Source organism: Pseudorhodobacter sp. E13 (assembly GCF_003991405.1).
Classification (GTDB): domain Bacteria; phylum Pseudomonadota; class Alphaproteobacteria; order Rhodobacterales; family Rhodobacteraceae; genus Pseudorhodobacter.
In genome coordinates this window covers 200,613-215,896 of sequence record NZ_RPEN01000157.1, presented here as the reverse complement: position 1 = coordinate 215,896, position 15,284 = coordinate 200,613, and the positions used below count along the sequence as shown (strand labels likewise).

Sequence of the window (15,284 nt, the reverse complement as noted above, 5' to 3'; positions counted from 1 at the left end):
ACCCTCAGTTAATATTCACGAGGGAGCCTTGGATCACCATGATCCCGCTCGTCTTATGTGTGGCCATGCCCGAAGCATTGGTTTCGATCATGGTGCCTTTGATCGTGATTCCCACCTGATCAATCACAATGGAATTGCCGCCGACCTTCAGCGTGATGCTTTGGCTGGATTCAATCGTGATGGCCCCGCTTGCCGTGCTGTCATAGGTGCCGCCCGTGGTGTGGGATTGGTTGCCCCCCACCGTCACCGCCACATCGCCGCCAACGTCCTCTGTCTGATTGGCGCCAATCGTTTGCGTCTGATCTGTGGCGATTGACCGGATTTCATTGCCGGTTTCCACCGTAAAGGTCATGTCGCCGGTTTTGATCGTCTCGGTCTTGTTGGCATAGATTGTCTGCGTCAGATCACCGGGATCTTTCTTTTCCATCCCGATGGTGATCGTGGCATTGTTCTTGATGATCTCGACGTAATCCTTTTCGGACTGAAGCCGCACCAGCTCCTCGCCCTTTTTGTCTTCCATCATCAATTCGTTGAAACCGCCGCCCCCTTTGGAACTATTGGTCTTTATCCCCGATTGGGTCATGTTATCGGGCAGCGCATAGGGCGGCATGGTGTCGGCGTTATACAACATCCCTGTGCAGATCGGACGGTCCGGGTCGCCATCCTCAAACTGGATGACAACCTCTTGCCCGATTCGGGGAATATGGATCATGCCCCAGTTCTTGCCTGACCAAGGCGTCGTGACCCGCACGAAACAGGTGGTCTTTTCGTCATTCTGGCCGTCGCGGTCCCATGGGAACTGCACTTTGATGCGGCCATATTTATCGGTGTAAATCTCTTCGCCGGCGGGGCCGGTGACTTTGGCAATCAGAATCCCCGGAATCCGTGGCCATGGCGTTTTGCGCTTGGCGCGGAAAGGGGTGTTCTTGGGCAAGGACGCAAAGGTGCAGCGATAGGCATCCTTGTTCTCTTCATCGAATTCGATGGTCGAGGGGATCTTTTTCTCTTTGCCCTTTTCGCGCTTTACCTCTTCGTCCTTCTGGCTTTCATCCTCATCATCCGCTTCGATCTGCATCATGTGGATGCCCGAGATGATCAGATACTCCTGATTCTCGCTGTCGCGGAAGTGGTCGGTCAGCTTGAACGTCGCCCCGGTTGCCAAGGTGCGCACGTTGCCGACACCGTGACGAATTTGAAACTCGGCGGCGTTGGCTTCCATTTCGACGCGGGCATAGACCTCTCCCTGCGCGGTTTCGCGGTAGTGGCCGGGATAGCGATACAACTCGTATGACTTATGCTTGTGGCTGCCTTTCGGCAGGGCCTTGGCGGTTTTCAGATCGGCCTTGGGCTTTTCAAAATTCCAGTCGTTCAGCGTCACCAGACCGGAGGTCACGGCCTCTGCCCCGCGCCATTCGAACACATGATCCTCGCTGCGGCGATACTCTGCCTCGCGCAGGTAGAACTTGATCGAGGCCGCATTTTCCACCGGGCTATGCGCGCCGATGTCATCGACAATCATCAGATGGTCGACGCCATCCTTGACGGTCGAGAAGAAGTAAATCCCTTCCTCCTCCATCAAACGGCAGACGAAATCATAATCGGTTTCGTCATATTGAACCGTATAGACCCGCTCGGCAGGTGTGCGGTTCAGGTTGACGGTGAAATCTGCAAACGAATGGTCAGAAAGAACTTCTTTAATGATATCAATAGCATTCAGGTTCTGGAAAATCCGATTGTTGCGCGCCTTGGTCAAAAACCACAGCCAGGGCCGCACTTGCAACGAATAATATCCATAGCCTTCGTGAAGGCCAATGAACTGCGCCTCGATACAGGTGCCGACAAATTCGCGCCAGTCGCCGCTGTCATCATCGCCCAGCATCATCTTGACGGTGATCGGCTGCCCGACCACCTTGCCAAGGTCCAGCTTCTTGTCCGGTGACATGAAATCGACAGTGGTTTCGGTAAGTTTGCTCAGCCCTTCAACAACGCGGGCCGCCTTGATGAACATCTGTGTTTCCGGCAACGGCCCCTTCATTCGGAGCTTCCGGTTCTCTTTAATAGCTTGGTCCGCCATAATCTTACCCTTTCGTCCCGGCGCGCCGTAATTCAGCCGTCAGGTGAAAATATCTCAATCAGTAGGTTCTCATCACGCAACCGGTCCACAATATCCGGCGTAATTCTCCACAAAGAGGGGACCGAAATAGACCCCCCCCCGAACTTGTTCAATTCAAACACATCCTTGAAAACATAGCACTTGACCTTAAACGGGTAGGCACCTTGCCCAAACAACATGTCATTCAGCAGGTCGACTCCCTTATAAAGCCAGTATCCTTGTCCAACTGCAAGCAAAGTCATCGGGGCATCATCATCGCCTTCGCCAGGATTGGTTTTTTGATCCGTTGCATCCTGCATCACAAGCCCTCCAACAGTGCGGCCAAATCGGCGTCAATCGCATCAGGATCGGTCGCGATTGGCAAGTCACCAAACCCGGCCAACAGCGCGTCCAGATCATCTTCTTCTTCCGCAGTCGGGGCCGGGTCCGGTTGCGGCACCTTGGGTTGATCCGGCACCCTCTTTGCGGTGGTTTCCACGTCAAGCGGCGACCCGGTCGGCGCGACCCGCGGTTTCAACGGGCCAGACCATGGCCCCGCCAACAGGTCACCACTCAACGCGTGAAACGAAGCCAGCCGCACCACATCGCGCCCGCGAATGGACACGACCGGCATATAGCCCCGGCCCAGCACAAGCTGCGCGCGCGCCTCTGTCAGATTGCGCTCGGTGCAGGGCAGCGCCACCTGATCGCCGTGCTGATCGGTGACGAAATGGAACGGGATATCATCCAGCGACATCACATTCCCCAAACTCATCTTGCGGTCGCCGTCTTTCCATTCCTGCGCCATCAGAATGGCAACCAGCACCACCGGATTGGCCCAGAGCATCCCTTTCAGCCCTTCGGACTGGGTGAATTCCTCAAAGGCGAAAGCGTCAATCGGTTCGGTTTTCTTGCCATAGGGGCGGCGCAGCAAAAAGCGCGGGGTGGCAAGGCCAAGATAGCGCGCCGCATCGGTTTCGCGCAGCTTGTCCCAGGCGGCGGCGGTCAGGGCGTGGCGTTCCTTCAACGGCACTTCCATGAAACCGGGGGCCATAGAGGCGATGAACGGGGCCTGCACATGCGCCGCAATCTTGCCAATCCGCGCCAGAAGTTCGGCATGGGGCGGGGTTTCTTCGAACGCATACATGCCGAACATGGCGGAAAAGCCAATCGCGCCTTCCTCTTGCAGCGGTGCATCCAGCAACCGGAACAGGCCCGATTGCGACAGATCATCGACCGAGGCAAGGTCGGCCGCAATCTCTTCGGCAGACACGTCAAACAGCGTGATTGTCAGCTTCACATCGGTTTCAATGCGCCGCGCCAACAGGTCCAGCGCGCGCCATTGCGCCTCCAGCGCCTGAAACTCCGGGTGATGCAGCACCAGCCGCATCGCCGATGACATCGCCTCGTCAACCGAGGCTTTCAGCGCCTCGGCTTCGGGGTTTGGGCCGGGCACGATATGCGGCCCCACGATCTGCCCTATCAGATCATCAATCGGCGAGGCTTGCGACAAGCGCCCCGTGGTATCGCCGATCAGCTTTTGAAAATCGCTCAGCTTCTTGTCTGCCGGGATGCTGGACGCGGCAGAGCGGCCATGGGTGGGCGCGGCAGCGATGGTGAAGCTTTCGCCCCAGCCTTGCATCTCTCGCACCGCCGAGGCGGCGGTAGAGGCATTGGCCAGCCGCCCACGCAGGCCTTTCAGCGCGTCGAACAGGTCCAGATTATCAACCAGTTCATCGGGGTGCAGATCGTCCAGCCCCCCCAGTTTCACCGAGATGCCTTTGCCATCGGGGCCGATGGGCAGCACCAGCGTTGTGGCAAAACCTTCGATCACCTCTTCGACCGTATCCACATCCAAGGGGATGCCACGCCGACGGGCCAGCGCTTCGCCAACCTCCATCGCGCCGCGAGCGGCCCGGCCCGAGAAATCACCAAAGATCGCCATGCGAAAACGCGGGCGGTCCAGCGCGTCGATACTGGGCGTGGGCGCGGTCAGCGTCCCGAACCGCCCACCGCGCGAGCGGCTTTGATGGGGGGCAGCGGTAGCGGGGGCCGGATCGCCGCCCAAAAGATCATCCAAGGCGGACAGGGCGTCCGGCTCCGCCGTTGCTGCGGCGGCAGGTGCGGGCGGTGCAGTTTCGGCCAAAAGCAGGTCCAGATCATCCAACAGGTCCGTGGACTCTGATGTCGCGGGCTGTAGCGCGGCAGGTTGCGGGGCCGGGTCTGGCGGGCTGTCGAAGGCCCCCAACAGATCATCCAGATCAGCCAGTTCCAACGTATCCTCGGCGGCGGGTTCTGCGACCACGGGCGGCGCGTCCATCGGGTCTGCGGCATCACCCGTCAACCCGTCCAGCAGGTCATCCAGATCGCCCAGATCGGCCAGCGGATCCGGCTCCGGCGCAGCCTCTGCCATCAACCCATCCAAGGGGTCATCATCCGGGGTGGTCAAATCCACGGGCACCAAGCCTTCCAGCGACTCCTCTGCCGGCTCTGCCAGAAAGGCCCCCAGCGGCTCAGAGGTTTCGGGCGCAGGTCCCGGGTCTGCCAACAGCGCATCCAGCGGGTCAACCTCTGGCACGGGTTCGGCGATACCCTCGGCCAGCAGGTCATCAAGCCCGTCCAGCGCCATACCCATATCGCCCGAAAGCGGTGCATCAGACGCGGTCAGATCGTCGGTCGCCTCGGGCTCGTCATCGGCAAGCAAGGCCGCCAGCGCGTCATCCTCTTGCGGGCCCAGCAAGCTGCCGATGCCTTCCCGCTCCACCTCGCCCTCCAGATCATCAACCGTGGGGGCAGCGTCGGCCAGAAGATCGGCGAGCGGGTCAGTCTCGGCGCTGTGCTGCCCGCCCAAAAGCGCGCTCAGATCCTCTTGCGCCTCCTCCCCCATCGGGGCAGCATCCGCCAACAGGTCCGCCAAGGCATCCTCCAACGGTCGCGGCGGCAATGTCGCCTCATCATCCGCCTGCGTCGGGATGGCGCTGCGCAGGGCATCCAAGGCGGCGCTGTTGTCCTCTGGGGCCTTCGCTACCGGGGCGGCGCTGCGCAGGGTGTCCAAGGCGGCGCTGTTGTCCTCTGGCGCTTTCGCTGCCGGGGCAGCGCTGCGCAGGGCGTCCAGCGCCGCGCTGTTGTCTTCTGGCGCTTTCGCTGCCGGGGCGGCGCTGCGCAGGGCATCCAAGGCGGCGCTGTTGTCTTCTGGAGCCTTCGCTGCCGGGGCAGCGCTGCGCAGGGTGTCCAAGGCGGCGCTGTTGTCCTCTGGCGCTTTCGCTGCCGGGGCGGCATTGCGCAGAGCGTCCAAGGCGGCGCTGTTGTCCTCTGGGGCCTTCGCTACCGGGGCGGCGCTGCGCAGGGTGTCCAAGGCGGCGCTGTTGTCCTCTGGCGCTTTCGCTGCCGGGGCGGCATTGCGCAGAGCGTCCAAGGCGGCGCTGTTGTCTTCTGGCGCTTTCGCTGCCGGGGCAGCGCTGCGCAGGGCATCCAAGGCGGCGCTGTTGTCCTCTGGCGCCTTCGCTACCGGGGCGGCACTGCGCAGGGCGTTCAAGGCGTCTTCGGCGCTGGTGTCAGCGTGCGGGTTTTCACCCGGCTGCAAGGCGCGCAGGGCCGCCAGTGCGGCGGTGGATGGGTCGGCTTCTGGCTCCGCTTCCACCGTTTTGGCGCGTAGGGCCGAAAGCGCTGCGGCTTTCTCTGCCTCGATCTTGGCGGCGGCCTCGGCCTCCTTGGCGCGCGCAGCTTCGGCCTTGGCACGCAAGTCTGACAAAATGGCGCTTTGGCTCATGTCTTCGGCCGCGCCTGAGACCAGCCCGGCCAAAAGGCTGCGATCCTGCAAGACGTTTTCAATCAAAGACTCCGCCCCGGACTTGCCGTCCATATAAGTCATCAGGTTGGCAAGCTGCGTGCGCGCGTCCAACAGTTTTTTCAGCGGTTCAATCTTGGCGGCAATCGCAGCGGGGCTGAAATCATCCATCGATTCGAACGTGATATCGACGGCCCTATTGCCTTCGCCCGTCAGGGTGTTTGGCACGGTAAAAGCCGCCCGTGGCTTCATGCTTTTCATCCGGCTGTCGAAATTATCGACATCAATTTCCAGAAACTTGCGGTCCGCAATCGTGGGCTGCGGCACCTCTGATTTACCCGCAAGGTCAGACATGACACCCATCACGAAAGGCAGTTGAACCTTCTTCTCGGCGCCATAAAGCTCCACATCATATTCGATCTGAACGCGGGGCGCGCGGTTCCGCGCGATAAATTTCTGTGAGCTTGCCATTATGACCTATCCATCAAAGCGCGGATGTCTCCGCGCAACTCTGCAATCTCTTTCTGCAACTCCATCACATGCGCATCGACCTGATCCGTCTCTGACCTGACCAGATCGCGCAATTGTTCAAACTCTTGCTCGGCTTCGCTTTCCACCGCCGATTGCATGGTGTTGACCAGCAAACCGATGAACAGGTTGAGCACGGAAAACGCCGTCATGACGATGAAAGGCACGAAAAACGCCCAAGCGAAGGGGAATACCTCCATCACCGGGCGCACGATGCCCATCGACCAGCTTTCCAGCGTCATGATCTGGAACAAGGAATAAAGCGATTCCCCCACAGTTCCGAACCAATCCGGGAAGGCCGCGCCGAACATGATCGTCGCCATCACGGCAAAGACATAGAACACGATGGACAGCATGATTACAACGGCGCCCATCCCCGGCAGCGCGTCAAACAAGGCCTGCACCACATTGCGCATCTGCGGCACCGCCGACAGAATGCGCAGCGCCCGGATCACCCGCAGCGCCCGCAAGGCAGACAGGCCATTGGCCTGCGGCAACAGACCCAGACCAACGACAAAGAAGTCAAACACATTCCAGCCATCGCGGAAAAAGGACCGCCCATAGGCCACCAGTTTCGCCAAAATCTCCAACACGAAAATCGCAAGGATCAAGCGATCCAACAGCCAGATCAGCCCCCCAACCCGTTCCATCACCCAAGGCGAAGTAGACAGCCCCAACAACGCCGCGTTCAGGATGACCAATGCCATGATCCACATCCGCACCAGCGGTCGTTCGACCACATCACGCAGTTTCTGACGGAGCGGAGAGATGGCGATATCAGTCGAGTGTTCCAATGCGACGTTCCTCTTAAAATTCGCGCCCCATCGGGAACTGGGGCGCCGCAGACTATTTCAGTTTCTTCTCAATCTTCTTGAATTCGGGTTCCAGTTTGCGGGCCAGTGAAATTGCATCCTTTCCCGACCCATCCAGCCCCGAAAGCTTTTTGAATACTGCGGCTTGCAGTTTGGCGTCTTTCTCGGTCGCCTTGCCCGCCTTCATCAGTTTTGCCGCCGCCTCCAGCGCATCCGAGAACTTCTTGCCCTTGTCCACGGCGCTGGTGAATTTACCTTCGTTCTTCAATACCTTTTCGGCAAAAGCCGTCAGCTCTGCATCCACGCTTTTATCGGCTTTCGTGGTTTTGGCGGCTTTCAGCAATGTATCAATCGCCGTATTCGCGGCCTTTCCCACCCTTTCGAAATCACCCGTGATCTCTTCAATATCCTTGAGATAACTGGAAAACATCGCTTTGCCGCCATCTTTCTGTTCACCCGCATCCTTGAGGGCAGCGGCAAGATTGTCAAAGATCACGACCATGGATTCCCGTGGTCCCTTATACATATTGGCGAAATCCACATCCCCCAGCTTGCCAAATGCCGCCTTGCAATCCTTCAGCGATTTGGCGTTGTCGCCTTTGTCGCTGACCACTTCTTCAATCGCCAAAGAGGCCTTGTCGAGGATTTGCGACTTGATATCCTCAAATTCCTTGGTCAGGGCCTTTTCCAGCTTTTTCGGATCACCCTTTTCGCCATCCTTGATCATCTTGGCCGCGCGCACGGCAAGCAGTTTCAATTCATACCGCGCGACCGCCGCCAAACCGTCTTGCAGCTTTTTCGGCGTCCATTTGCGCTTATCCAGCTCTACCTTTTCCGAATATTCGATGCGTTCAAACTTCTTCTGAAGTGCCGGGTTCTTTTTCATATAGGCGGTCACGTCTTTGCCCATCTCCTTCATGGGAAAGACCTTAAGTTTCGCCTCCATCTTCACCTTCAAATCGCCAGCCATAGTCTATCCTTTCAAAAATATTTTTGGTCAGGCTGTTTTTGGTGCAATCACTCAAAACTATAGCTGAACTCTCCATCCTTTGCATCAATAGCCACTTTGTTCACCTCGCCCCCGGTCATCATCCGGCGCAGAAATTCCTCCGAAATCTCGGGCAGCATGGTGTTCGTGACGATGGCGTCGATCATGCGGCCACCGCTTTCCAGTTCCTGACAACGGTCAACAATCGTTTGCACAACGGCGTCAGAATACTCGAAGGGAACGCTGTGCGCGGCCTCAACCCGCTTTTTGATCCGGTTCAATTGCAAGACGGTGATCTTGCCAATCATTTCCGGCGACAGCGGGTAATAGGGGATCGTGACCAGACGCCCCAGCAGCGCGGGCGGAAAGATTTTCAGCAAGGGTTCGCGCAGCGCCTTGGCCATGCCTTCGGGGTCGGGCATCAGATCGGGGTCAGAGCACAGGTCCATGATCATCTCGGTGCCTGCATTGGTCGTCAGCAGGATCAGGGTATTCTTGAAATCAATGGAGCGGCCTTCGCCATCCTCCATCACGCCCTTGTCGAACACCTGAAAGAAAATCTCATGCACATCGGGATGGGCTTTTTCCACCTCGTCCAGCAGCACCACCGAATAGGGTTTGCGCCGCACCGCCTCGGTCAGCACGCCGCCTTCGCCATAGCCGACATAGCCGGGGGGGGCGCCTTTCAGGCTGCTGACGGTATGCGCCTCTTGATATTCCGACATGTTGATGGTGATGACATTCTGCTCACCGCCATACAGCACCTCGGCCAAGGCCAGTGCGGTTTCGGTTTTGCCGACGCCGCTGGTGCCTGCCAGCATGAACACCCCAATCGGTTTTTGCGGATTATCAAGGCCCGCGCGGCTGGTTTGGATGCGCTTGGCGATCATCTTCATCGCGTGGTCTTGCCCGATGACGCGCTTGGCCAGATGCTGCTCAAGGTTCAGCACTGTTTCAATCTCATCCTTGACCATACGGCCCACGGGGATGCCCGTCCAATCGCCCACCACGGTCGCCACGGCCTGCGCATCGACGATGGGCAGGATCAGCGGGCTGTCGCCTTGCATCGCGATCAGGTCCTTGTTCTTGGCCTTGAGCTGCGCGATCAGATCGGCACGCGCTTCGGGTTCCAGCGGGCTGGCGGGGGCATCGGCCTGATCGACGGGCGCACCGCCTTCGCGCAGCTTGGCGCGGATTGCGAGGATTTCCTCCACCACCGCTTTTTCTGCTTCCCAACGCGCGGTCAGCCCTTCCAGCCGCGACTCCTCCTCCGTCTTGGCAAAGGTGACGGCAGCGCGGCGTTCTTCGACGTCATAACCTGCGGTTTCATCGCGGCCGATGATTTCCAGCTCCGTCTCCAGCGCGGAAATGCGGCGGCGGCTGTCGTCGACCTCGGCGGGCACCGCGAATTGGCTGATCGCCACGCGAGCGCAGGCGGTATCCAGCACCGACACCGATTTATCCGGCAATTGCCGCGCGGGGATATAGCGGGCCGACAGGTTCACCGCCGCCTCAATCCCTTCGTCCAGCACCTGCACCTTGTGGTGCTTTTCCAGCATCGACGCGATGCCGCGCATCATCATGATGGCTTTGGTCGGGCTGGGTTCATCCACCACCACGGTTTGAAAACGCCGGGTCAGTGCCGGGTCTTTTTCGATATGCTTTTTGTATTCGGCCCAAGTCGTCGCGCCGATGGTGCGCAAGGTGCCGCGCGCCAAAGCGGGTTTAAGCAGGTTGGCCGCATCACCCGTGCCCGCCGCGCCCCCTGCGCCGACCAGCGTGTGGGTTTCATCAATGAACATGATGATCGGCACGGTGGAGGCCTGCACCTCGTCGATCACCGAGCGCAGACGGTTTTCAAACTCGCCCTTCATGCTGGCACCGGCCTGCAACAGCCCCACGTCCAGCGACATCAGCTTGGCCTCTTTCAGCGCGGGCGGCACATCACCGCGCGCGATGCGCAGGGCAAAGCCTTCGACCACGGCGGTTTTGCCCACGCCTGCCTCGCCGGTCAGAATCGGGTTGTTCTGGCGGCGGCGCATCAGCACATCGACGACTTGGCGGATTTCTTCATCGCGGCCCACAATCGGGTCGATCTTGCCATCGCGGGCCTGCTGCGTCAGGTCGGTGCAGAACTGCGCCAGTGCCTCTTCCTTGCCCATCTGGGCGGGGGCGATGGCACCCGAATGTTCACCGGGAGAAACGCCCCCGCCAACGCTGGACCCATCCTGCGCGCGCATGTTGTCCTCGGGCGAGCCTTCGACAGCGGCGTCAAAATTATCGGCCAGATCATCCGGTTTGATCTTGCGGAATTCGTCCGAGATGCCGAACAGGATATTCTGCATCTCTTTGGTTTTCAGCATGCCCAGCACGATATGCCCGGTGCGGACCTGACTGGAATTATACTTGAGCGAGCCATAGACCCAAGCGCGTTCAACCGCGTTTTCCAGATGGCTGGACAGATCAGAAATCGCCGAGGCGCCACGCGGCAAAGCATCCAGCGCCCGCGTCATATCGCGGGCGAGGTTAGAGGCGTCCAGTTTGTAATGCTTGGCAATGCGGTGAATATCGCTGTCGGCACCCTGCAAAATCTGGTGGAACCAATGCACCACCTCCACATAGGGGTTGCCGCGCAATTTGCAGAAAACAGCGGCACTTTCGATTGCCTGATAGCCCAGTTTGTTCAGTTTGCCAAAAAGTGCAACGCGGCTGATATCGCTCATCTTTCAAAACCTTTCCCTGTCAAATCTTTGGGCTTTGCCCCTTTGTTATGTCGTCATCCCGAAATGATTGCGTGCCCCGTCACTCTGCGGTTGACCGCCTTTGCACCAGACTTCTGGGAATAAGATACAGATCATCGGCGTCTGTGTCGCCTGTTCTGGTGCCGATCCAGCTTGTGTGGCCCAGCATCGTGGTTTGGCCCAGCACCGCCTGCGGCACCTCCTCGCGGCGCAGCACAAGGTTGATATCCCAATCCAGCGTGTCACCGACATAGTTGCGCACAATCGCCTCCAGTCGCGCCAGAGAGGGCGAGCCGGGCATCATCCGTTCAAAATCCTTAAGCGTCAGCGGGCCGATACGCAGGCGGAACTTGGCGGCATGCGACCACACCTTGCTGCCGATCGAGGTGCCAAGCCCAAGCCCCACGCGGCTGCCCAATTGCCAGCGGTCGCCGGGTTCCAGTTCCAGCCATTGCCCGACGAATTGCTGCAAGGTCACAGGCGCGCGCACAAAGCCCGAGATGATGGACACCAGACCATGCGCATGTTTTGGCCCCGGTGTCAGATGGCCGACGAAATGGCGCTTGGCCATATCTGGCATTTCATCGCGGTTGTTGAACCCCTTTTCATAATGGCCAGACAGCGCCGCGACCTTGCGCGCAAACGGGTCCACCTCGCGCCCTGCACGGTTGCCTTTCAGCGACCGGTCAAAGGACGGTGCCGGATGCGCCACGGCATAGGCGCGATAAAACAACCCAAAGAGGCGATGCGTCAGCATATTGCCAAAGGCAAGGAAGGTCGGGTCGCGATGGTTGCGCTGGCGGTCGCGGGCAAATTCCGTCAGGTGCAGCGGCAAGGGGCCATGCGGGCCAAACAAGCCAAAGAAACGGTTGATCAACCTCCCCGGTTTGCCCTGCGCAGGCGGCACCATTTTCGCGATGGTGGAGGGGGGAAAGGCTAGCTCTGCCTCTTGTTCCAGCCGAAAGGGTTCTTGCCGGGGGCGCGTGCTTTCGCCCAAGCGGGGCAAATCGGGAAACTGCGCTTCGAGGATACGAAGCGCGCGGAAGATGTGGTATTTTTCAGGCTCGGCCAGAAGCTGCGCGTAATGCGTCAGATGATCCTGGCCAGCCCCGTCTCCGGTTTCCATCTTGCAATTTCCCCCCGCTGCCGCGTGAACAGCACGGTTTCGGTAAAGCTGTTGATCGTCACATATCTGCGGAAAAACCGCTCCAGCACCGAGCCAAGCACATAGACGCTTGTCCCTTCATAAAAACTGTCGTCAAAGCCAAGCTTCAGTTCAAGGCCGCGCACCGCCGTTGACAAGACCCCATCCGACATGCGCCGCACAATCGGGCGGCTTTCGATAGAGATCATGCCCTCGATCTGCTTTTCGATGGTCTTGTCGGATGACGGTGCATAGATGCCGACCAATTCGCGCAACGCCTCGATCCCGCCGCCATTATCGGTATCGACAATCGACAGATAATTCAGGCTAAGGTGGCTGATCAGCCGCCAGGCCGTATCGCCCTGCCCCAAGCTGGGGCGCGGGCGGGTGGGCGGCACCGGGGTGGTCACATGCGCCACAGGCCCGCCATCGGGCAAGTGGAACACATCTGCCGCCCCGGTTGCCAGCAGCATCGGCAAATCGCGATTGGTGCAAATCGCCTGCACCGAAAGCTGGCCCAGATCGACCGGATAGGGCGCTTGCTGCGGGTCAACCAAGGTCAGATACAATTCCGACCCAAGGTATGAGGTGCGCACACCTTTCAGGCGCTCTTTCTCACTGCGCTGCCGCATCCGGCGGAATTGGGTGTAGTAAGACGGGTGCATATCGCCCGCCGCCGTAAAATCATCCGAGGAATAGAAAGGCCGGAATTCGGTATCCTTGTCGCCGCGCTCTGAAATGCCTTGCACCGATTTGATGCTGTATATCTCAAAATCCAGCGGAGCGGTGCGGTCTGGCACGATGTGATGCTCCACATCCGTCGTGGTCAGCAGCACCCGGTCGCAACGCTTGTCAAACAGGTTGATCGCGGGGGTGGCATGCAAAGTAAACGCCTCAGGCGTAACAGAGGCGGCGATATCGGGCATGCCATCGCGCAGCATCAGATAGATATCCACCTCGGTGCCGGTGGCCTTTTTCAACGCTGGCGACAGGCCTTTGAGATCAACGAAATGAAAGCGTTCGGGCATCCCGAAATATTCCTGCAACAGGCGATAGCCGTCGAACGAACGTTTCGGAGTGGGCAACAAAGCCTCATCCGCCGCGAAACCGCGCGGCGTGACCTGCGCTTGCGGCAGGTCCAACACCCAATCGGCCCGCCGGTCGGTGGACCGTGCAGCCATACCAGTGACTTGGGTGCACAACAGTTCGTGCAGATCCCAGTGGCGGCCTGCCTTGTTGTTCAGAAACAAGGTCAGCTTGTCCAGCGACAGGCCCGAAATCGGCTCTACCCCCCGGCGGCGCAAGCGCAGGCGAATACCAGCCCGCGCCTCAACATCGCGCGAAATTCCGGCAGCCACCAATTGCCCGCGCCCGTCCAGATATTCCGCCTCAATGATATCAATCGGCCACAGCGTGACATCCTGCGAGGTGGTAAAGACACAAGCCGTCTGATCCCCTTCGCCCAGCGACGACCGCAATTGCGTGCCCCGCTTCAAGGTAAACCCATCGGCCATGGCGGCGTTGGCAGGGTCTGGATCGAAGGCCGCGACCATCATGGACGGGGTCGGGGCCAGATAATGCGGATAGACGATTTCCAGCAGATGCCGGGTAAAGGCCGGGAATTGCAGTTCCATTTCCAACTGCACCCGCGCCGACAGAAAGGCCACACCTTCCAGCAACCGCTCTACATAGGGGTCCAGCACTTCGGCGCTTTCCATGCCAAGACGGGCCGCAATCTTGGGATAGGCCTCGGCAAACTCGGCCCCCATCTCGCGCAGATAGGACAGTTCGTTTTCGTAATGGCGCAGCAGGCGGGTATCCATCAGCGCCTCCGCACCGGGGCGGCCCCTTGGCCCGGCCGCTCCAGCTTCAGCTCACCGGTGGTGATATCCACCTCGGACCGCAGATAGAGTTCCATCGGCAAGGGCTGCGCCCACATATCTGCGGCAATATCAAAGGTAACAAGCGTTTGCCCCTTGGATTCCGAATCACGCAAAATCACATCGAGCGAGCCGGGGATGATCCGCGGTTCAAACTTTTCAATCGCGCGGTGGATGGAATTGCGGATACGTCCCGCCCGCGCGGCTGTCGAAAACTCCCCCGCCACTTCCTCTACCCCATAGGACAGCACCGATTGGCTGACATTGGGATAGCGTTCCGCATCAACCATGGAGCTGTTGTCAAAAGTGTTCAGCAACCAGACCAGATCGCGCTGAATGATCTCGCGCAGGCGGCGCAGATCAATCACACGGCTGTCGCGGGTTTCTTTAGGGTTCGTGGGGTCATCATCGGTCAACCGATCAAGCAAGGAAGGCTGAAGCCGTTCGGTCAGCGCATGATCGGACATCAGGGGGCCTCGTCAGGCTGCGTAATCACAAGGCTGCGCAGATCCATCAGCGCGGTATCCCCCGCATCGGTGGCCAAAAGACGCTGGCCAAGGCCGACAAACGTGTCCGACCCGATATCTTGCCAATTGGTTGCGCGCGACAGCTTTTCGGCGGCGCTGCCACGTTCTGCGGTTCCTGTATAGCGCGTCGGGATCAAGGCAACGATATCGCCACCGTTGCGCAGGGTCATGTTCACCGCCGTCCAGACGCAATCGCGCAAATCGGCAGGGGCCTCGGCGGTGATGCTGCCAATCTGGTTGAACGGCATCCAGAAATACCGCCCGTTCACGATGACTTCCAAAACCGGGCCAAGCCGCATATCGGCATCGGCCACCCATTCAAAATGTTCACCGTTCAGCGTGCCACCAACGGCGGGGGCAGCCTCAAATGCTTTGGCGCGCAGGGCGGCGGCATCGGCCATCCGGCCAGCCGCCTGCACTTTCAGCGCCTCGATCAACAAGGCAACCCATTCTTGCGGCTCGCCGAATACCAGCGGTTCCTTTTCGCCCGAAAACACCTTTTCGCGATACACCTCGCAGATGATACCTTCGCGGTAGGTCTGCGCCATGGGCGTGGCCAGCGCGTCTAGTTCTGCGGAAACTTTCAGTTGCGTGATGGCCCGCTTCCAATCGCCCAGAACGGCGAGAAGCTGGAACAAGAAAACGCGCAGTTTCGGATCGGCGGCGGACCCTCGGATCTGCGCTTGGAGTGCGGCCAGCGCCGCGACCGGATCGCCTTGCCGGATCAGGTCTTCGGCGTTTGGCGCCTTGCCACTGTCACCACCTACGCTGCTCATGAAAAATCC

General features: G+C 59.4%; 10 protein-coding genes and 1 pseudogene. All 11 read right to left on the bottom strand.

From position 1 onward, the window contains the following. Nucleotides 1-4: 4 nt before the first annotated feature. Nucleotides 5-2,035 carry a type VI secretion system Vgr family protein gene (locus EGN72_RS13315; protein WP_233587136.1) on the bottom strand — a complete coding sequence of 677 codons (2,031 nt, stop codon included), beginning with the start codon at nt 2,033-2,035 and terminating at the stop codon, nt 5-7. A 71-nt stretch (nt 2,036-2,106) separates the two neighbouring features. Next, nucleotides 2,107-2,412, bottom strand: a complete 306-nt coding sequence (locus EGN72_RS13310) for a hypothetical protein (RefSeq protein WP_127048362.1) — start codon at nt 2,410-2,412, stop codon at nt 2,107-2,109. Further along, complete coding sequence (locus EGN72_RS19680) at nt 2,412-5,861, bottom strand: type VI secretion system contractile sheath domain-containing protein (RefSeq protein WP_370323298.1); 3,450 nt, start codon at nt 5,859-5,861, stop codon at nt 2,412-2,414. The genes EGN72_RS13310 and EGN72_RS19680 overlap by 1 nt, the downstream gene beginning before the upstream one ends. A gap of 6 nt (nt 5,862-5,867) precedes the next feature. Further along, a pseudogene (gene tssB, locus EGN72_RS19495) lies at nt 5,868-6,353 on the bottom strand (type VI secretion system contractile sheath small subunit); the annotation flags it as partial. Beyond that, nucleotides 6,350-7,201: an ion transporter gene (locus tag EGN72_RS13300; protein WP_370323283.1), complete on the bottom strand. Its 852-nt coding sequence runs from the start codon at nt 7,199-7,201 to the stop codon at nt 6,350-6,352. The pseudogene tssB and the gene EGN72_RS13300, both read right to left, overlap by 4 nt. Before the next feature lie 52 nt (nt 7,202-7,253). After that, nucleotides 7,254-8,189, bottom strand: a complete 936-nt coding sequence (locus EGN72_RS13295) for a hypothetical protein (protein WP_127048358.1) — start codon at nt 8,187-8,189, stop codon at nt 7,254-7,256. A 47-nt stretch (nt 8,190-8,236) separates the two neighbouring features. Continuing rightward, nucleotides 8,237-10,930: a type VI secretion system ATPase TssH gene (gene tssH, locus EGN72_RS13290; protein ID WP_127048356.1), complete on the bottom strand. Its 2,694-nt coding sequence runs from the start codon at nt 10,928-10,930 to the stop codon at nt 8,237-8,239. Between the two features lie 79 nt (nt 10,931-11,009). Next, on the bottom strand, nt 11,010-12,074 hold the full coding sequence (gene tssG, locus EGN72_RS13285; RefSeq protein WP_127048355.1) for a type VI secretion system baseplate subunit TssG: 1,065 nt from the start codon (nt 12,072-12,074) through the stop codon (nt 11,010-11,012). Continuing rightward, nucleotides 12,038-13,915: a type VI secretion system baseplate subunit TssF gene (tssF, locus tag EGN72_RS13280; protein WP_127048353.1), complete on the bottom strand. Its 1,878-nt coding sequence runs from the start codon at nt 13,913-13,915 to the stop codon at nt 12,038-12,040. The genes tssG and tssF overlap by 37 nt, the downstream gene beginning before the upstream one ends. Beyond that, nucleotides 13,915-14,439, bottom strand: a complete 525-nt coding sequence (tssE, locus tag EGN72_RS13275; protein WP_127048351.1) for a type VI secretion system baseplate subunit TssE — start codon at nt 14,437-14,439, stop codon at nt 13,915-13,917. Before tssE ends, tssF begins: the two co-directional genes overlap by 1 nt. Continuing rightward, complete coding sequence (locus EGN72_RS13270; RefSeq protein ID WP_127048350.1) at nt 14,439-15,275, bottom strand: type VI secretion system accessory protein TagJ; 837 nt, start codon at nt 15,273-15,275, stop codon at nt 14,439-14,441. The genes tssE and EGN72_RS13270 overlap by 1 nt, the downstream gene beginning before the upstream one ends. Between the last annotated feature and the right edge of the window lie 9 nt (nt 15,276-15,284).

Coding starts and splice junctions, on each gene's coding strand:
- EGN72_RS13315 (WP_233587136.1), bottom strand. CDS start 2,035: ATGAAGGGGCCGTTGCCGGAAACACAGATGTTCATCAAGGCGGCCCGC.
- tssE (WP_127048351.1), bottom strand. CDS start 14,439: ATGTCCGATCATGCGCTGACCGAACGGCTTCAGCCTTCCTTGCTTGAT.
- EGN72_RS19680 (WP_370323298.1), bottom strand. CDS start 5,861: ATGAGCCAAAGCGCCATTTTGTCAGACTTGCGTGCCAAGGCCGAAGCT.
- EGN72_RS13310 (WP_127048362.1), bottom strand. CDS start 2,412: ATGCAGGATGCAACGGATCAAAAAACCAATCCTGGCGAAGGCGATGAT.
- tssG (WP_127048355.1), bottom strand. CDS start 12,074: ATGGAAACCGGAGACGGGGCTGGCCAGGATCATCTGACGCATTACGCG.
- EGN72_RS13295 (WP_127048358.1), bottom strand. CDS start 8,189: ATGGCTGGCGATTTGAAGGTGAAGATGGAGGCGAAACTTAAGGTCTTT.
- tssF (WP_127048353.1), bottom strand. CDS start 13,915: ATGGATACCCGCCTGCTGCGCCATTACGAAAACGAACTGTCCTATCTG.
- EGN72_RS13270 (WP_127048350.1), bottom strand. CDS start 15,275: ATGAGCAGCGTAGGTGGTGACAGTGGCAAGGCGCCAAACGCCGAAGAC.
- tssH (WP_127048356.1), bottom strand. CDS start 10,930: ATGAGCGATATCAGCCGCGTTGCACTTTTTGGCAAACTGAACAAACTG.